Origin of the sequence: Streptomyces sp. NPDC057694, assembly GCF_042799415.1 — a bacterium.
Classification (GTDB): domain Bacteria; phylum Actinomycetota; class Actinomycetes; order Streptomycetales; family Streptomycetaceae; genus Streptomyces.
The window spans coordinates 13,287-31,698 of the sequence record NZ_JBHVIX010000044.1 but is presented as its reverse complement, the minus strand read 5'-3'; the positions used below and the strand labels follow the sequence as shown (position 1 = coordinate 31,698).

15 protein-coding genes are annotated in these 18,412 nt (G+C 69.6%); 9 read left to right on the top strand and 6 right to left on the bottom strand.

The window, feature by feature from the left end; genetic code table 11:
* Nucleotides 1-155 precede the first annotated feature (155 nt).
* A complete protein-coding gene (locus tag ACFVDP_RS42750; RefSeq protein WP_383502999.1) occupies nt 156-1,562 on the bottom strand; it encodes a cation:dicarboxylate symporter family transporter in 1,407 nt (468 codons plus the stop codon).
* 174 nt (nt 1,563-1,736) lie between these two features.
* On the opposite strand from ACFVDP_RS42750, the gene ACFVDP_RS42745 reads away from it, so the two are divergent.
* Nucleotides 1,737-3,431: an ATP-binding protein gene (locus ACFVDP_RS42745; protein WP_383502997.1), complete on the top strand. Its 1,695-nt coding sequence runs from the start codon at nt 1,737-1,739 to the stop codon at nt 3,429-3,431.
* Nucleotides 3,428-4,099, top strand: coding sequence for a response regulator (locus ACFVDP_RS42740; protein WP_383502994.1), 672 nt, complete (start codon nt 3,428-3,430; stop codon nt 4,097-4,099). The genes ACFVDP_RS42745 and ACFVDP_RS42740 overlap by 4 nt, the downstream gene beginning before the upstream one ends.
* 124 nt (nt 4,100-4,223) lie before the next feature.
* Here the strand turns inward: ACFVDP_RS42740 and ACFVDP_RS42735 are convergent, their stop codons facing one another.
* A complete protein-coding gene (locus tag ACFVDP_RS42735) occupies nt 4,224-5,258 on the bottom strand; it encodes a YncE family protein (RefSeq protein WP_383502991.1) in 1,035 nt (344 codons plus the stop codon).
* 207 nt (nt 5,259-5,465) lie between these two features.
* Between ACFVDP_RS42735 and ACFVDP_RS42730 the strand changes: the two genes are divergently transcribed.
* The 4 genes from ACFVDP_RS42730 (at nt 5,466) to ACFVDP_RS42715 (ending at nt 9,425) form a co-directional block, all read left to right on the top strand.
* Nucleotides 5,466-6,836, top strand: coding sequence for an extracellular solute-binding protein (locus tag ACFVDP_RS42730; protein WP_383502988.1), 1,371 nt, complete (start codon nt 5,466-5,468; stop codon nt 6,834-6,836).
* Between the two features lie 118 nt (nt 6,837-6,954).
* Nucleotides 6,955-7,782 carry a carbohydrate ABC transporter permease gene (locus tag ACFVDP_RS42725; protein WP_383502985.1) on the top strand — a complete coding sequence of 276 codons (828 nt, stop codon included), beginning with the start codon at nt 6,955-6,957 and terminating at the stop codon, nt 7,780-7,782.
* A 13-nt stretch (nt 7,783-7,795) separates the two neighbouring features.
* Nucleotides 7,796-8,623 carry a carbohydrate ABC transporter permease gene (locus tag ACFVDP_RS42720; protein ID WP_383502982.1) on the top strand — a complete coding sequence of 276 codons (828 nt, stop codon included), beginning with the start codon at nt 7,796-7,798 and terminating at the stop codon, nt 8,621-8,623.
* Nucleotides 8,624-8,723: 100 nt separating this feature from the next.
* Complete coding sequence (locus ACFVDP_RS42715) at nt 8,724-9,425, top strand: helix-turn-helix domain-containing protein (protein WP_383502978.1); 702 nt, start codon at nt 8,724-8,726, stop codon at nt 9,423-9,425.
* A gap of 18 nt (nt 9,426-9,443) precedes the next feature.
* Here the strand turns inward: ACFVDP_RS42715 and ACFVDP_RS42710 are convergent, their stop codons facing one another.
* The gene (locus ACFVDP_RS42710) at nt 9,444-10,469 is read right to left on the bottom strand and encodes an ATP-dependent 6-phosphofructokinase (RefSeq protein ID WP_383502975.1); all 1,026 of its coding nucleotides are present in this window, start codon (nt 10,467-10,469) and stop codon (nt 9,444-9,446) included.
* A 277-nt stretch (nt 10,470-10,746) separates the two neighbouring features.
* Here ACFVDP_RS42710 and pta point away from each other — a divergent pair, with 277 nt between their 5' ends.
* From pta to pyk, 3 genes are all read left to right on the top strand, one after another.
* On the top strand, nt 10,747-12,837 hold the full coding sequence (gene pta / locus ACFVDP_RS42705; protein ID WP_383502972.1) for a phosphate acetyltransferase: 2,091 nt from the start codon (nt 10,747-10,749) through the stop codon (nt 12,835-12,837).
* Nucleotides 12,834-14,057 (top strand): acetate kinase, encoded by a 1,224-nt coding sequence (locus ACFVDP_RS42700; RefSeq protein WP_383502969.1) that lies wholly within the window; start codon nt 12,834-12,836, stop codon nt 14,055-14,057. The genes pta and ACFVDP_RS42700 overlap by 4 nt, the downstream gene beginning before the upstream one ends.
* Before the next feature lie 74 nt (nt 14,058-14,131).
* A complete protein-coding gene (pyk, locus tag ACFVDP_RS42695) occupies nt 14,132-15,553 on the top strand; it encodes a pyruvate kinase (protein ID WP_383502966.1) in 1,422 nt (473 codons plus the stop codon).
* A gap of 109 nt (nt 15,554-15,662) precedes the next feature.
* Here the strand turns inward: pyk and ACFVDP_RS42690 are convergent, their stop codons facing one another.
* From ACFVDP_RS42690 to ACFVDP_RS42680, 3 genes are all read right to left on the bottom strand, one after another.
* Nucleotides 15,663-16,856 (bottom strand): hypothetical protein, encoded by a 1,194-nt coding sequence (locus tag ACFVDP_RS42690; protein WP_383502963.1) that lies wholly within the window; start codon nt 16,854-16,856, stop codon nt 15,663-15,665.
* 94 nt (nt 16,857-16,950) lie between these two features.
* The gene (locus ACFVDP_RS42685) at nt 16,951-17,526 is read right to left on the bottom strand and encodes a DUF6114 domain-containing protein (RefSeq protein ID WP_383502960.1); all 576 of its coding nucleotides are present in this window, start codon (nt 17,524-17,526) and stop codon (nt 16,951-16,953) included.
* A 156-nt stretch (nt 17,527-17,682) separates the two neighbouring features.
* Entirely contained in the window at nt 17,683-18,300 is a 618-nt protein-coding gene (locus ACFVDP_RS42680) for a DUF6230 family protein (RefSeq protein ID WP_383502957.1), read from the bottom strand.
* Nucleotides 18,301-18,412: the final 112 nt, after the last annotated feature.

The window sequence follows — 18,412 nt, the reverse complement described above, 5'->3', positions numbered from 1 at the left end:
GGAGGGGGGGGGGGGGGCCTTGTTCCCCAACGGTGGGGGGGAAAGAAAACAACATACTCCCCCCCCCCAGCCCCAAAAAAAAAAAAACCCCCCCCCCCCCCCCCCCCCCCCCCCCCCCCCCCCGCCGCAGGTCAGAGCGGTGTTCAGAGCAGTTTTCAGGCTCCGACGGGCTCCTTCTCGCCGTCCTCGCGCGGTGCGGGGACGTCCGAGCGGGCGTCGTCCGAACCCGAGTCGAGGAGCGTGCGCTCGTCGAAGGGGAGGTCGCCGGCGAGGACCCGCTTGACCCGGTCGCGGTCCACCTCTCCTGTCCAGCAGCCGATCAGCAACGTAGCCACCGCATTGCCTGCGAAGTTCGTCAGGGCGCGGGCCTCGCTCATGAAGCGGTCGATTCCGATGATGAGTCCGACCCCGTCGACCAATCCCGGCTTGTGCGACTGGAGACCGGAGGCGAGGACCGCGATCCCGGAGCCGGAGACGCCCGCCGCGCCCTTCGACGCGATCATCATGAAGAGGAGCAGGCCGATCTGCTGGCCGATGCTCATCGGCTGGTCCGTGGCGTCGGCGATGAAAAGGGACGCCATGGTCAGGTAGATCATGGTGCCGTCGAGGTTGAAGGAGTAGCCGGTCGGGACGGTGATGCCGACGACCGGGCGGGAGACCCCGAGGTGCTCCATCTTCGCGATCAGACGCGGCAGCGCCGACTCGGAGGACGAGGTCGAGAGGATGAGGAGGAACTCCCGGCCGAGGTACTTCAGCAGGGCGAAGATGTTGAAGCCCGTCGCCATGCGCAGGATCGCCGCCAGCACGATGCCGACGAACAGGGCGCAGGTGACGTAGAAGCCGATCATGATGGTGGCGAGTGCCTTGAGGGCGTCGACGCCCGTTTCGCCGATGACGGCGGCCATGGCGCCGAACGCGCCGATCGGGGCGGCCCACATGATCATGCCGAGGACGCGGAAGACGAGCTTCTGGATGTGCTCGATGCCGCGCAGCACCGGTTCGCCGGCCCGGCCCATCGCCTGGAGTGCGAAGCCCACGAGGAGGGCGACCAGGAGGGTCTGGAGGACTTCGCCCTCCGTGAAGGCGGAGACCAGGGTCGTCGGGATGATGCCCAGGACGAAGTCGACCGGGCCCTCGCTCGCGTCCTTGGCCGCCGCCTGGCCGACGCCCTTCGTGGCCTCGGTCAGGTGCATGCCGCTGCCGGGCTCGAGGATGTTGCCGACGATCAGGCCGATGGCGAGGGCGACCATCGACATCACGATGAAGTAGCCGAGGGCGAGACCGCCCACCTTGCCGATCTTGGCGGCCTTGCGGACCGAGCCGACGCCCAGCACGATCGTGCAGAAGATGATGGGCGAGATCATCATCTTGATCAGGTTCACGAAGCCCGTACCGATGGGCTTGAGCTCCGTGGCGAAGTCGGGCCAGATGAAGCCGACGGCGACGCCGAGGAGGACCGCCACGATGACGGCGATGTAGAGGTAGTGCGTGCGGTCCCGCTTCGCGGCGGGCTTCGCGGGTTGCGGGGCTTGGTCGGTGGTCGCGGTCCCGTTCTCGGCCACGGTTCCCTCCTGGCTGCTGACGACGGTGTCGGCGTACTGGGCTTCTCCCGGCCACGGCGGTGCGTGCGGCTCACGTCCTGCGGCTCGGATCCCGGTGACTATCTCCCAGGCCGTGAGCACCGTCACCCTTCCGTTCATTTAGTTCCCGCTTGAACCGACGGGCAGACTGACCGCATGCGCTCCTTGCGTCTTCCCCGCCCCCGCAGCCTGGCCGGCCAGCTCTTCGCGATGCAGGTCGTGCTGGTCGCGGCCGTGGTCGCCGGGTGCGCGCTGTTCACGTATCTCAGTGACAAGAGGCAGGCGGAGACGTCGGCGAGGCGGCAGGCGACGGCCGCGGCGACGGCGGTCGCCGACGCCGATTCGGTACGGGACGCGATCACCGGGGACGCGGATCCGACGGTGCGGCTGCAGCCGTACGCGCGTGACGTGCAGAAGCACACCGGCGTCGACTTCGTGACGATCATGAACACGGACGGGATCCGGTGGACGCACCCCACGACCCGGTACATCGGGCAGCGGTTCCTCGGGCACATCGGGCCGGCGCTGAAGGGCGAGACGTTCTCGGAGACGTACACCGGGACGCTCGGGCCCTCGGTGCGGGTGGTCACTCCGGTGTACGACCGTCAGAAGCGGGTCGTCGGGCTCGTCAGCGCGGGGATAACGATCGACGAGATCACGGCGCAGGCGCGCGGGCAGGTGCTCGCCGTGGCGGGGGTCGCGGGAGCCGCGCTGATCGTCGGCGGCATCGGCACGTACGTGGTCAACGCGCGGCTGCGGCGCCACACGCACGGGATGAACGCCGGTGAGCTGAGCCGGATGCACGCCTATCACCAGGCCGCGCTGCACGCCGTACGCGAAGGGCTGCTGATGCTCGACGGGCAGCGGCGGGTCGCGCTGATGAACGACGGGGCGCGGATGCTGCTCGGGGTGGGCGGCGACGAGGTCGTCGGGCGGTCCGTCGCCGAGCTCGGGCTGCCCGCGCCGCTGACCGGGGCGCTGCTCGCCACCGAGCCGCGGGTCGACGAGGTGCATCTGACGGCCGACCGGGTCGTGGTCGTCAATACGTCGCCGGTCACCAGCGGGGAGCGGCGCGGCACCGTCGTGACCCTGCGCGATCACACCGAACTCCAGGCAGTGATGGGCGAGTTGGACTCCGAGCGGGGGTTCACGCAGGCGCTGCGGTCGCAGGCGCACGAGGCGGCGAACCGGCTGCACACCGTGGTGTCGCTGATCGAGCTGGGGCGGGCCGACGAGGCCGTCGAGTTCGCGACCGCCGAGCTGGAGCTGGCGCAGGCGCTGACCGACCAGGTGGTGGGCGCGGTGAGCGAGCCGGTGCTCGCCGCGCTGCTGCTCGGCAAGGCGGCGCAGGCCAATGAGCGGGGTGTCGAGCTGGTCGTCTCCGGTGACACCCGGGTCGAGGAGGTCGAGGAGGGGCCGGGCGGGGCGCTCGGGCAGGTGCTGTCCGCGCGGGATCTCGTCACGGTGCTCGGCAATCTCATCGACAACGCCGTCGACGCGGCGCAGGGTTCGCCGCGCGCCCGGGTCACCGTCACCGCCCGTACGGAGGCGGACGGGCTGCTGCTGCGGGTGGCGGACTCGGGGCCGGGGGTCGATCCGGAGCATGCGGACGCGGTGTTCGAGCGCGGCTGGTCGACCAAGCCGGCCGGACCCGGGGGGCGGGGTCTGGGGCTCGCCCTCGTACGGCAGGCTGTGGCGCGCGGGCAGGGGACGCTCGCTCTGGACCGGGATCCGGGCGGGGGCGCCGCGTTCACCGTGCGGATGCCGCTGGCCGTCGGCCCGGGTGCCTACGGTGTGCCGGGGCCGCGCGGGTCCGGGGCCACGTCCGATGCGAAAGGCAGTACCTCATGAGTGACATCAGGGTCCTGGTCGTCGAGGACGATCCGGTGGCGGCCGACGCGCACACGATGTACGTCGACCGGGTGCCGGGGTTCACCACCGTGGCGCGGGCGCACACCGCTGCCGAGGCGCGGCGGGCTCTGGACCGGGTCCCGGTCGATCTGATCCTGCTCGATCTGCATCTGCCCGACGGGCACGGTCTTGCGCTGGCGCGGTCGTTGCGGGCCGCCGGGCATCAGACCGATGTGATCGCGGTGACGTCGGCGCGGGATCTGGCGGTGGTGCGGGAGGGGGTGTCGCTCGGGGTCGTGCAGTACGTGCTGAAGCCGTTCACCTTCGCGACGTTGCGGGACCGTCTTGTGCGGTATGCCGAGTACCGGACCAGTAGTGGGGAGGCGGCCGGGCAGGACGAGGTGGACCGGGCTCTGGCAAATCTGCGGTCGCCGGCGCCGGCCGCGCTGCCGAAGGGGTTGAGCGGGCCGACGCTGGAGCGGGTGACTCTTACTTTGCGGGAGGCCGCGCCTGAGGGGGTCACCGCGGCTTCGGCTGCCGAGGTTGTGGGGATTTCGCGCATTACCGCCCGGCGGTATCTGGAGCATCTGGTGGACTCGGGGCGGGCTGGGCGCAGTCCGCAGTACGGGCAGGTGGGGCGGCCTGAGCTGGTTTACACCTGGAAGTAGGGCTTCGTCGTCGGGTGCGGGCCGGTGGCCGCTTCTCGCGCAGTTCCCCGCGCCCCTGAAGCATGCGCTTCGCGCAGCTTCCCCCAGGGGCGCGGGGAACTGAGCCGCACCCGCAGACGATCTCCTACTTCACCCGGAATCGGGTCAGCGTGTCGTCGCCGGTCGGGGAGGCTCCCGACTTGTCCACGACATAGGCGGTGCCGTGGGCGATCTCGATGTGGTTGGGGTTGGCGCCGGTCGGGACTGTTTTGACCACGGTGCCCTTGCGCGGGTCGACCACGGTGGCCGTCGCGTCGGTGCGGTTGACGGCGACGACCTTCCCGGACCGGGTGTCGGTGGCGACCGACAGCGGACCGGCGCCGGTCGGCACGGACTTGGTGACGATGCCCTTGTCGAGGTCGATGACGTCGACGGTGCCGGCCGTGTTGTCGGCGGTGTATGCGGTGCGCCCGTTCGCGGAGAGGGACACCGAGATGGGGCCGTCGCCGGTCGGGATCAGCCGCGGGGTGGCGGACCTGCGGGTGACCTCGATGAGCTGGTCGTTGGTGAGGTCGGCGGCGTAGACGGTGCCGGTGCGCTCGTTCACGGCGAGGCCCGTCGGACCGGCGCCGTCCACGGTGACGCGCTTCTTCTCGTTGTATGTACGGCTGTCGAAGGCGACGAGGCTGCCGTCGCCGAAGCCGGAGGCCCACACCGTGTCGTGCCGCTCGTCGACGACGATCTCGCGGGCGTGCGTGACGTTCGGGAGCGTGGCGAGGTGGCGGCCGTCGCGCTGGCTGTAGACGGCGACGCTGTTGTCGCGGGTGTTGGTGACCCAGACGGTGTTGTGCTCGTCGTCGACGGCGATGCCGTAGACCGCTTCGACGGCGCCGGTCGCGGTGTCGGTGACGGGCGGCGTGTACGTCGCCTCGACGGCGAGGGTGTCCGGGTTCAGCCGGGTCAGCGCCGAGGTCGTCACCGGTGGGCGGCCCACGGCCGACGTGGTCCACAGGGCGTGGTTCCGCTCGGAGTACGCCGACTGGTAGAGGCCTTTGGTGACGGGGGCGGAGGTGGCGGCGGCACCGCTGCCGGCGTGCGCGGCGGGGGCCAGCGCGCCGCCCGCGACGAGGGCCACCACGAGGGCGGCGGAGCGACGGATCCTGGGGGTGATTCGAGGCATGCTGCGTCAATCTCCTTTACAGGTGGGCATGTTGTGGCGCCACCGCAAGAGTAGCTTAGGTTAGCCTTACCTAAGTAATTGACACTCTCTCAGAGTCTTCCCACGGCCCTCTGCACACCCATTGACCCTGCTCCGGACCGGACCGTACGTTCACGGGCAGCCACGCGCGGCAACGCAGCCCGCGACGGTCCGTAGGAGGTCGTGCCCGTGCGCCCCACCGCCCCGCTCCTCACCGCCACCGTCCTGCTCCTGGCCGCCGGAACCCTCACCGCGTGCGGGGGTGGATCCGGCGGCGACTCGAACACCGTGAAGGTCTCGTACAAGCAGTCCACGGACAACATGAGCAAGGTCCCGGACACCTACCTGACCGCGATGAAGAAGCAGTTCGAGAAGGCCAACCCGGGCAAGAAGGTCGAGCTCGTCCCGATCAAGGCACCGGACGCCGAGTACTACACGAAGCTCCAGCAGATGCTCCGCTCCCCCAGGACGGCGCCCGACCTCGTCTACGAGGACACCTTCCTCGTCAACTCCGACATCACCAGCGGGTACTTGAGGCCCCTGGACAGCTACCTCGACAAGTGGTCGGACTGGGACCAGTTCATCGACACGGCCAAGACCGCCGCGAAGGGCCAGGACGGCAAGACGTACGGCGTTCCCGACGGCACCGACACCCGCGGCCTCTGGTACGACAAGGCCGTCCTGAAGAAGGCGGGCATCGCGACCCCCTGGCAGCCGAAGAACTGGAACGAGGTCCTCGACGCCGCCCGCACCATCAAGAAGAAGGTCCCCGGCGTCACCCCGCTGAACCTGTACACCGGCAAGGCGGGCGGCGAGCAGTCGACGATGCAGGGCTTCGAGATGCTGCTGTACGGCACGGGCGACGGCGGCTCCGACCCGCTCTACGACAAGTCCTCGCAGAAGTGGATCGCCGGGTCGAAGGCCTTCAAGGACAGCCTGTCGTTCGTCGAGACGGTCTACAAGGAGAAGCTCGGGCCCGACGTCTCCGACGCGCTCGACCCGAACATCGGCACCACCGTCCGCGGGGAACTCCTGCCCAAGGGCAAGGTCGGCATCGACCTCGACGGCTCCTGGCTCCCGCAGGACTGGATCAAGGGCGCCGGCCACGCATGGCCGGAGTGGTCGCAGAAGCTGGGCCTCGCGTACATGCCGACCCAGAACGGCCAGGCGCCCGGCAAGGTCTCCATGTCCGGCGGCTGGACCTGGGCCGTCCCCACCAAGGCGGCCAACCCCGACCTCGCCTTCGACTTCATCAAGACGATGCAGACCAAGGACAACGCCCGGCGCTGGTACATCGCCAACTCCGGCATCGCGGTCCGCAAGGACGTGGCCGCCGACCCCGCGTACGTGAAGGCGCAGCCCGGCATCAAGTTCTTCACCGACCTGGTGGCTTCGACCCACTACCGGCCCGCCTATCCCGCGTACCCCAAGGTGTCGACGTCGATCCAGGAGGCCATGGAGTCGGTGACGACCGGCGACGCCTCGGTGGACAAGGCGGCATCCACGTACGACGACCAACTGAAGACGGCAGCGGACGGCAAAGTTGTCACGCGCCCCTGAGGGGACGCAGTCCCCGTCAGGGGCGCGGGGAACTGCGCGACCAGCCACGCACAACCGAAAGCCGCCAACATCGGGAAAGACCCCACCCAGTAGGCGATCAGTACTCCGGGCCCTCCCCATGGCCCCGGCCACGATCGTCATGGCCCTCTTCCTGGCGGGCCCCATCGCCTACTGCGTCTACATCGCCTTCACCGACCTCCAGCTCACCGGCCAGGCGACCTCGTCCTTCGTCGGCCTCGACAACTTCAAGGCCGCGTTCCACGACGACGCCTTCCTGAACGCGGTCCGGCTCACCCTCGTCTTCACGTTCCTGTCGTCGATCGTCGGCCAGAACACCCTGGGCCTGGCCCTCGCGGCGCTCATGAAGCGCGCCTCGAAGCCGGTGCGGACCGTCACCGCGGCCGTCGTCGTCACGGCCTGGGTGCTGCCCGAGGTCGTCGCCGGGTTCCTGCTGTACGCGTTCTTCCGCCGCGAGGGCACCCTCAACGCGATCCTCGACTGGCTCGGACTGCCGTCCCAGAACTGGCTGTTCACACTGCCGATCCTGGCGGTGTCGTTCGCGAACGTGTGGCGCGGCACCGCGTTCTCGATGCTCGTCTACTCGGCGGCGCTCGACGAGATCCCGGCCGAGATCACCGAGGCCGCCGAGGTGGACGGCGCGAACGCGTGGCAGCGGCTCTGGCACGTCACGCTGCCGATGATCCGGCGCTCCATCGGCACGAACCTGATGCTGAACACGTTGCAGACCCTGTCCGTCTTCGGCCTGATCTGGGTGATGACCCGGGGCGGGCCGAGCAACCACAGCCAGACGCTCCCGCTGTTCATGTACGAGCAGGCGTTCCAGAAGAGCATGATCGGCTACGGCACCGCGGTCGCCCTGCTCCTGCTGATCGTCGGCTCCCTGTTCTCGGTGGTCTACATGCGCCTGTTGCGCTCAGAGCCGTGAGACGGAGGCACCCGTGACCCGCCGCAGCACCCGCAACCGGCTCACCGCCGACACGGCCCTGATCCTGGTCCTCGTCGCCTTCGGGCTTCCGCTCGCCTGGGTGGTCCTGTCCTCGCTCGACACCGACGCGAACCTGCGGGTGAAGTGGCCCTCGCACGCCACGTTCGGCAACTTCGACGCGGTGCTCACCCCGGACATCACCTTCACCCCGCTGCTCAACAGCCTGATCCTGTGCGGCGGGGCGACGGCCCTGACCGTCGCCTGCGCGGCGCTCGCCGCGTACCCGCTCTCGCGCTACCGCTCGCGGCTGAACAACCCGTACCTGGCCACGATCCTGTTCGCGACCTGTCTGCCGATCACGGCAGTCATGGTGCCGGTGTACGCGCTGTTCGTGCAGGTGAACCTGATCGACACGATGGCGGGCACGATCTACTTCTTCGCCGCGTCCCAACTCCCGTTCGCCATCTGGCTGATGAAGAACTTCATGGACGGGGTGCCGAAGGAGCTGGAGGAGGCCGCATGGACCGACGGCGCGGGCACCTTCCAGTCGCTGCTGCGGATCGTGCTGCCGCTGATGGGGCCCGGCATCGGCGTCGTCACCGTCTTCTGCTTCGCGATGATGTGGGGGAACTTCTTCGTCCCGTTCATGCTGCTGCTCTCCCCCGACCAGATGCCGGCGTCGGTCAGCATCAACGACTTCTTCGGCAACCGCGGCACGGTCGTCTACGGGCAGCTCGCGGCGTTCTCGATCATCTACTCGACGCCGGTGATCCTGCTCTACGTCCTCGTGTCGCGGCGGTTCGGCGGCGGCTTCGCCCTCGGCGGCGCGGTGAAGGGCTGACCCGCCCGGGGCACCCCTCGGCACCTGTACGTTCCTACGACATGTCACGAGGTGTGAACACACCGTAGCCAAGAAGGCGTTCGCCCCCTAATTTGTGGCCGTGCAGCAGAAGGCTCCGGCGAACCAGCCGACCCCGCCGTTCAACGCCCCCGCCGCCCGCCGCCTCCGTGAGGCGCTGGGGATGGCCCCGGGCCATGTCGCGTACGGGATGCGCGCGTCGTACGGGCTGGCGTACATCACCCCCGAGACCATCATCGCCTGGGAACACGGCGACGCGACCCCGAGCGCCGGTGAACTGACCGCGCTGGCCGGGGCGTTGTGGTGCTCCCCGGGTGAGCTCATCGGCGCGCCGCGCACGCTGCGGGAGCACCGGCTCGCGCTCGGGCTCGCCCCGGAGGACGTGGCGCGGTTCGTGGGCCTGGAGATCCACTCGTACCTGCGCATGGAGGAGACGGGCGAGTGGCGGGGCACCGAGCGGCAGTCGTCGGCGCTCGCCGAGGTGCTGCGGCTCGCCCCGCGCGCGTTCGCGACGGTCACCGGGCGGGACGGGCAGCTGGCGGAGCTGCTGCGCCGGGCGGCGACGACGCGCTGGCAGGCGTACACCAAGCCGCTGAGCCGGCTGATCCCCGTACAGCGGCGGGAGCTGGAGGACGTGCTGCACGAGATGCACCTGGAGTACCAGGCGCTGATGGCGGCGACGCTGAGCTGGGGCGGCGGCGGCTCGTCCGGGTCGGGGGACGCCGGGCGGGACTTCATGGAGCGGATCCTGGACGAGTTCTGGTCCAGGATCCGCACTCCGTGACGCGGGGGCCGGCGGGGTCTAGAAGACCGACTCGGCCTCGTCCATCCGGTCCTTCGGGACCGTCTTCAGCTCGGTGACGGCCTCGGCGAGCGGCACCATCGTGATGTCGGTGCCGCGCAGGGCGGTCATCCGGCCGTACTCGGCGCGGTGCGCGGCCTCCACGGCGTGCCAGCCGAAGCGGGTGGCGAGCACGCGGTCGTACGCGGTCGGGGTACCGCCGCGCTGCACGTGGCCGAGGATCACCGGGCGGGCCTCCTTGCCGAGGCGCGACTCCAGCTCGTAGGCGAGCGCGGTGCCGATGCCCTGGAAGCGCTCGTGGCCGAACTGGTCGATGGCGCCCTTGCCGTAGTCCATCGTGCCCTCGGCGGGGTGCGCGCCCTCGGCGACGCAGATGACGGCGAACTTCTTGCCGCGCGAGAAGCGCTCCTCGACCATCTTGACCAGGTCGGACGGGTCGAAGGGGCGCTCGGGCAGGCAGATGCCGTGGGCGCCGCCGGCCATGCCGGACTCCAGGGCGATCCAGCCCGCGTGCCGGCCCATGACCTCGACGACCATGACCCGCTGGTGGGACTCGGCGGTGGTCTTGAGGCGGTCCATCGCCTCCGTCGCCACGCCGACGGCCGTGTCGAAGCCGAAGGTGCGGTCGGTGGACGAGATGTCGTTGTCGATCGTCTTCGGGACGCCGATCACCGGGACGCCCGCGTCGGACAGCATGCGGGCGGCGGTCAGCGTGCCCTCGCCGCCGATGGGGATGAGCGCGTCGAGGCTGCTCTTGTCCATCAGCTCCTTGGCGTTGTCGCACGCCGCGCGGAAGCGGTCGCGCTCCAGCCGGGACGAGCCGAGGATGGTGCCGCCGCGGGCCAGGATGCCGCTGACCGCGTTCAGATCCAGCGGGCGGAAGCGGCCGTCGAGCAGGCCCGCGTAGCCGTCCTCGAAGCCGATGACCTCGTCTCCGTAGTGCGTGACCGCTCGGTGCACGACCGACCGGATCACTGCGTTCAGACCAGGACAGTCGCCGCCTGCGGTGAGAACTCCGATGCGCATCGTGCTGTGTCTCCTGCTCGCTTCTGGTTCGTCTGAGCCATTGCGATTCTTCCACGCTCCGCGCGACAACGCGTTCGCGCAGGCGTACGAGAGGCGGTTCGGCCCTCCTGGGACGGGCACGGAGACCCTGATGTTCAGGCCCTTTGTCCGGCGGGCGACCTAGCCATACCCGGAGGTACTGTCAAGAGGGCACAGCTTTCGATACGGCCATTTCGGGCCCCCGGTGCGGACCCTCCGGTCCTGCTCAGGGGCCCGCGTGAGGAAACGGAGAGCACACGTGACGCGCAGCGTGTACGTGACCGGGATCGACCGGGGCGACGGCCGGCAGGTCGTCGAGCTGGGAGTCATGGAGCTGCTGACCCGCCAGGTCGACCGGGTGGGTGTCTTCCGCCCGCTGGTCCACGACGGTCCCGACCGGCTCTTCGATCTGCTGCGGGCCCGCTACCGGCTCTCCCAGGACCCGTCGACCGTGTACGGCATGGACTACGCCGAGGCGTCCACGATGCAGGCCGAGCAGGGCACCGACGAGCTGGTGTCGCTGCTGGTCGACCGGTTCCACGCGGTGACCCGTGAGTACGACGTCGTCCTGGTGCTCGGCACCGACTTCGCCGACACCCAGCTCCCCGACGAGCTGGCCCTGAACGCCCGCCTCGCGAACGAGTTCGGCGCGTCCGTGATCCCGGTGGTCGGCGGCAAGAAGCAGACCGCCGAGTCGGTGCGCGCCGAGGTCCGCAACGCGTTCCGCGCCTATGACGGCCTGGGCTGCGACGTGCTGGCGATGGTGGCCAACCGGGTGCGCCCCGAGGACCGCGACGAGATCGACGAGCGGCTCGGCAACCGGCTGCCGGTGCCCTGTTACGTGCTGCCCGACGAGGCCGCGCTCTCCGCGCCGACCGTCGCCCAGATCACCCACGCGCTCGGCGGCACGGTGCTGCTCGGCGACTACTCGGGCCTGGCCAGGGACGCCCTGGACTTCGTCTTCGGCGGCGCGATGCTGCCGAACTTCCTCAACGCGCTGACGCCGGGCTGTCTGGTCGTCACCCCCGGGGACCGGGCGGACCTGGTGGTGGGCTCGCTGGCCGCGCACAGCGCGGGCACCCCGCCGATCGCGGGAGTGCTGCTGACGCTGGACGAGCGGCCCGGCGAGGAGATCCTCAAGCTCGCCGACCGGCTCGCGCCCGGCACCCCCGTGGTCGCCGTGGCCGGCGGCTCCTTCCCCACCGCGGCCGAACTCTTCGCGCTGGAGGGGAAGTTGAACGCGGCGACGCCGCGCAAGGCGGAGACCGCCCTCGGCCTGTTCGAGCGGTACGCCGACACGGCGGGCCTGCTGCGCACGATCCAGGCCCCCTCCACCGACCGCCTGACGCCGATGATGTTCGAGCACAAGCTGCTGGAGCAGGCCCGCTCGGACAAGCGGCGCGTCGTGCTGCCCGAGGGCACCGAGGAGCGGGTGCTGCGCGCGGCGGACGTCCTGCTGCGCCGCGGGGTGTGCGACCTGACGCTGCTCGGCCCGGTCGAGCAGATCCGCAAGCGGGCCGCCGACCTCGGCGTGGACCTCGCCGACAGCGAGCTGATCGACCCGGCCACCTCCGAACTGCGGGACCGGTTCGCCCAGGAGTACGCGCAGCTGCGTGCCCACAAGGGCGTCACCGTCGAGCTGGCGCACGACGTCGTGGCCGACGTGAACTACTTCGGGACGCTGATGGTCCAGGAGGGGCTGGCCGACGGGATGGTGTCGGGGTCGGTGCACTCCACGGCCGCGACCATCCGCCCGGCCTTCGAGATCATCAAGACCAAGCCGGAGGCCGCGATCGTGTCGTCCGTCTTCTTCATGTGCCTGGCCGACAAGGTCCTCGTCTACGGCGACTGCGCGGTGAACCCGGATCCGAACGCGCAGCAGCTCGCGGACATCGCCGCCCAGTCCGCGGCCACCGCCGCGCAGTTCGGCGTGGATCCGCGGATCGCGATGCTGTCGTACTCGACCGGCACCTCCGGCTCCGGCGCCGACGTGGACAAGGTCCGCGAGGCCACCGAGATCGTCAAGGAGCGGCGCCCCGACCTGAAGATCGAGGGCCCGATCCAGTACGACGCCGCCGTCGAACCGTCGGTGGCCGCCACCAAGCTGCCCGGCTCCGAGGTCGCCGGCCAGGCGAGCGTGCTGATCTTCCCCGACCTCAACACCGGCAACAACACCTACAAGGCCGTGCAGCGCTCGGCCGGCGCGATCGCCGTCGGCCCGGTCCTCCAGGGCCTGCGCAAGCCGGTCAACGACCTGTCCCGCGGCGCGCTCGTGCAGGACATCGTCAACACGGTCGTCATCACGGCGATCCAGGCCCAGACCCCCACCGAAAAGGCTCCCGCCCAGTGACAGCGACCCGTGTCCTCGTCCTCAACTCCGGCTCGTCGTCGGTCAAGTACCAGCTCCTCGACATGGCGAGCCACGAACGGCTCGCGGTCGGCCTGGTCGAGCGGATCGGCGAGGAGACCTCGCGCCTGAAGCACACCCCGCTGGCCGCCGACGGCAAGGCCCGCGAGCAGAACCGGCGGATCGCCGACCACGCAGAAGCGCTGAACGCGGTCGCCGACGAGCTGGCGGCGGACGGGCTCGGCCTGGACTCCCCCGAGCTGGCCGCGATCGGCCACCGGGTGGTCCACGGCGGCCTGAAGTTCACCGAGCCGACCGTCGTCGACGACACGGTCCTCGCCGAGATCGAGCGGCTCATCCCGGTCGCGCCGCTGCACAACCCGGCGAACCTGACCGGGATCCGTACGGCCATGGAGCTGCGCCCCGATCTGCCGCAGGTCGCCGTCTTCGACACCGCGTTCCACACGACGATGCCGGAGTCCGCGGCGCGCTACGCGATCGACGTGGCCACCGCCGACGAGCACCGGGTACGCCGCTACGGCTTCCACGGCACCTCGCACGCGTACGTCTCCCGCAAGACGGCGGAGCTGCTCGGCAAGGACCCGTCCGAGGTCAACCTGATCGTGCTGCACCTGGGCAACGGCGCCTCCGCGTCGGCCGTGCGCGGCGGCGAGTGCGTGGACACGTCCATGGGGCTCACCCCGCTGGAGGGCCTGGTGATGGGGACCCGTTCAGGAGACGTCGACCCGGCCGTCATCTTCCATCTGATGCGGGTGGGCAAGATGTCCCCGGACGAGATCGACATCCTGCTGAACCAGAAGTCGGGTCTGGTCGGGCTGTGCGGCGACAACGACATGCGGGAGATCCGCCGCCGGATCGACGAGGGCGACGAGGCCGCGCGGCTCGCCTTCGACATCTACATCCACCGTCTGAAGAAGTACATCGGCGCGTACTACGCGGTGCTCGGCCGGGTGGACGCGATCGCGTTCACGGCGGGGGTCGGTGAGAACGCGGCGCCGGTGCGCGAAGCTGCGGTGGCCGGCCTGGAGGAACTGGGTCTCGCGGTCGACGGCGAGCTGAATTCCGTACGTTCCGACGAGGCCCGGATCATCTCGCCGGAGTACGCCCGGGTGGCTGTCGCCGTGGTGCCGACGGACGAGGAGCTGGAGATCGCGCAGCAGACCTACGCGCTCGTCGGGGACGCCGCCGACCGCAACGCCTGAGCGCCCGCCCGCCCATTTGTAGATTCCACCAGACGGAATATTCCGTAGCGAAACAAACCGATAGGATCGCCCCCATGCGCCGTTCCAAAATCGTCTGCACGCTGGGCCCCGCCGTCGACTCCGAAGAGCAGCTCGTCTCGCTGATCGAAGCCGGCATGAACGTGGCCCGCTTCAACTTCAGCCATGGCTCGCACGCCGAACACCAGGGTCGCTACGACCGTGTTCGCGCCGCCGCCGCGAAGACCGGCCGCGCGGTGGGCGTCCTCGCCGACCTGCAGGGCCCCAAGATCCGTCTGGAGACCTTCGCCGAGGGCCCCGTCGAGCTGGTGCGCGGTGACGAGTTCACCATCACCACCGAGGACGTCGCCGGCGACAAGTCGATCTGCGGCACGACGTACAAGGGGCTGCCGGGCGACGTCTCGCGCGGTGACCAGATCCTGATCAACGACGGCAACGTCGAGCTCAAGGTGATGGACGTCGAGGGCCCGCGGGTCAAGACGATCGTCATCGAGGGCGGTGTCATCTCCGACCACAAGGGCATCAACCTGCCGGGCGCGGCCGTCAACGTCCCGGCCCTGTCCGAGAAGGACATCGAGGACCTGCGCTTCGCCCTCGGCATGGGCTGCGACATGGTCGCCCTGTCCTTCGTGCGCGACGCCAACGACGTCAAGGACGTCCACAAGGTGATGGACGAGGAGGGCCGCCGGGTCCCCGTCATCGCCAAGGTGGAGAAGCCGCAGGCCGTCGCCAACATGGAGGGCGTCGTCGCGGCGTTCGACGCGATCATGGTGGCCCGTGGCGACCTCGCCGTCGAGTACCCGCTCGAGAAGGTCCCGATGGTGCAGAAGCGCCTCGTGGAGATGTGCCGCCGCAACGCCAAGCCGGTGATCGTCGCGACCCAGATGATGGAGTCGATGATCACCAACTCGCGCCCGACGCGTGCCGAGGCCTCCGACGTCGCCAACGCGATCCTGGACGGTGCCGACGCGGTCATGCTGTCCGCCGAGTCGAGCGTGGGCGCGTACCCGATCGAGACCGTCAAGACGATGTCGAAGATCGTCCAGGCGGCCGAGGAGGAGCTGCTCTCCAAGGGCCTGCAGCCGCTCGTCCCGGGCAAGAAGCCGCGTACGCAGGGCGGTTCGGTCGCCCGCGCCGCGTGCGAGATCGCGGACTTCCTGGACGGCAAGGCGCTGATCGCCTTCACCCAGTCCGGCGACACCGCCCGCCGCCTGTCCCGCTACCGCGTCTGCCAGCCGATCCTGGCCTTCACCACGGACGAGGCCACGCGCAACCAGCTCGCGCTGACCTGGGGCGTGGAGACGTACGTGGTCCCGCACGTGGACTCCACCGACGCGATGGTCGACCTGGTCGACGCCGAGCTGGTGAAGCTCTCCCGCTTCAACGACGGCGACACCGTGGTCATCACCGCCGGTTCGCCCCCCGGCGTCCCCGGCACCACGAACATGGTCCGGGTGCACCAGCTGGGCGCCAACTAGCCGTCCCCGCAGCACAACGCGCCGAGGGCGCCCCCTGTACGAGACAGGGGGCGCCCTCGGTTTCTTGCTGTGCGGCTCCCGGAGGGGTCTGTTCTTCTTCCGGGTACGGTCAGCTGTCCTCGACCGTGGTGTGCAGGCCGGGCACGTGCAGGGTGCCGCCGAACTGCGCGGCCTGCGTGACCTTCACATTCGTGAAGTACAGGATCGGCAGGTTGATCGGCGGCGGGTTGTCGGCGTTGAACGTCATGGGGATGAGCCCGAGCAGATTGCCCGACAGCTCCTCCGTGTACATGATCGTCTTGCCGTCGCGGATGGTGGACGTGGAGCCCTTGTCCGCGCGGATGTGGAAGTACTTCCCGTTCGGCCCCGAGGAGATCTGGTGCAGATCGCCGATGTCGGTGCCGTTGGAGATGACGTACTTCATGACCCGCTTGGTGCTGCCGTCGGCCATCCGGACGTCGACCAGGCCCTGGTAGTCCGCGCCCTTGAGCAGGAGCGAGCTGGCCTGGAGCTTCCAGGTGGTGCTCGGGAGCTGGGCGGGCGTGTCCTCGTTGGCGCCCGCCTTGTCGGTCGCCGCCTCGCAGTCGTCCGGCAGCTCGGTGGAGCCCGGCGACGGAGTGGCCGACGAGGCGTCCTCCAGTGCCTTGGCGGCCTTGTCGGTCGCCTTGTCGGTCTCGCTCTCGACGCCCTTGACCGCGTCGCCGGCCTTGTCGGTCGTGTCCTTGACCGTGTCGCCCAGCTTGTCGGTCGTGTCCTTCACCGCGTCGCCGGCCGCGTCGGTGGCCTTGGTGTCCTTGGTCGCCGATGCGGAGGGGCTCGGGGTCGGGGTGGCCGACTCCTTGTCCTTCGGGGTGAAGAGGTCCTTGAGCGCGTCGCCGACACCCAGCGGGTCGAGCGGGTTCTTGGTCTCCGACGCGGAGGGCGACGGCGTGGCCGCGTCCTTGCTGTCGGAGTCGGACCCCGTCGAGCCGGTGGACTTGTCCGCCGAGGCGGAGGGCGACGGTGTCGGCTCCGCCTTGTCGTCCGAGGACTTGTCGCTGTCCTTGTCGGTCCCGTCGGCCTTGTCAGCCTTGTCGGACTTGTCGGCGTCGTCGGCCTTGGACTCCGACGCGGACGGCGACGGCGTGTCCTTGCCGTCCTTCGCGTCCTGCTGTGCCTCGACCGCGTCCGCGCACGCCTTGTAGTCGTCCGCGGATATCCCGGTGGGATTGTCCTTGGCCGAGGCGAGCGTGGGCGTCAGGCCGAAGCCCATCAGTACGGCCGTGGGCATGGCCGCGATGGCTATCGCCTTGCCCGCGGGCATGTGCAGCCTGGTGAACAAATGCTTTCTCGGTGCTGCATGCCGCGGCCCGGTTCTCCCGCGGGACTCATCGAGTGAGTCCTCGTGGTGCACCTCGTCAGCCGGCACGGTGCCTCCCGTTCGTCCCATTGTCCGGGCTCGTCCCTGACTCGTCGTCGTTGGCGCCCGAGACCCGGTAGGTGGCACCCGCGATCGGCGGCACGACCGGGGCTCCCAGATCGGGCTCCACCGCGTGCTCACCGCCCGCCGCGGCCGGCCTCCCGGTCTCCTCGCCAGGCCGGCCCGGCGCCCAGGAGATGCCGAGGGCACCACCGATCAGGGCGAGCAGGAAGCCGATGACGAAGCCACCGAAGTTGGAGACCACCAGAGAGACAAGGGCGAGAAGAATCGCCGCCACACCCGCGAACACCCGGGAGTGCGGCTGGAACCACATCGTCAGACCGAGCACGACCAGCAGTACGCCGATGATGAGCGATCCCGCGCCCGCCGTCGTCGCCATGCGGATCGTCATGGAGCCGAGGGTCAGGTTCGCGTACGGGAAGTACATGATCGGGATGCCGCCGAGGATGGCCAGCAGACCACCCCAGAACGGGCGCTGACCGCGCCACCCTCGGAACGATTGGCGCGTGTGATCAAGCTTGCTGCCCGATCCTGCGTGCGCGTCGGCGCTCATGTCGTACAGCTCCTCGGGAATGGCGTTGTTCTGTGGTGATGATGGCTGCCGGTGCCGGGCACGGGGACGGCCGGAGCGAACCCCCGCGCATCCCCGCGCCCGGCCGTTCAGCGCATCAAGTGCCGGCCCCCGGACCCATGTTCGGGTCCATGTGGCCTAGTAGCACTCGTGCTTGCCCTTCTTGACACTCATCTTGAGGCCCGAGAGCTTGAAGGTGCCGGCCGTCGTGGCCCACGCCCGCTGCTGGACGTGCTCGAAGTGCACCGAGTCGGCCTGCTGGGCGAACGAGTTCGGGTCGGCCTTGTCGCCCTGGTGGATACCAGGACCCTTGGCCGCGTCACCCGCCGCCACACCGATGTCGATGTTCTTGAAGGTCGCGTCGGCCTTCAGGTCATCGGCGTCGATGTAGAGGGTCTTGGCCTCGACGGGGTTGTTCTTGTCGGCACCCGCCGACAGCTTCATCGACACGTCGCCGAAGACCGGGACGGGGACAACCACCGACTGGCAGAGGTTGTTGATCGTCGCGGACTTCATGCCGACGACGGCGACGGGGTGGGCACCCGTCTTGCCGGAGTCGATGGCGCCGTACTGGACGAAGCCATCACCGTCGAGAGAGTCCGCCGTCACCTTGAACGACTGACCCGACACACTGAACGATGCCGCGAGCGCGCCCTGGGACAGGGCGACACCTATCGCGGCGGTCGCCGCAACGCTCGGCACCATGACTACGGCGAACCGCTTCCATCTGGTTCCGCCACGAATCATGGAATTCATGACTGTTCCTCCTTCTCGGACGTACATCTCCGGCCCTGACTGCCCCTTACGGCGGCTCAGCCGGGCAGGGATGGGAGAAGTGCTACGTCCTCGGGAAGGAGAGCGCCCGCAT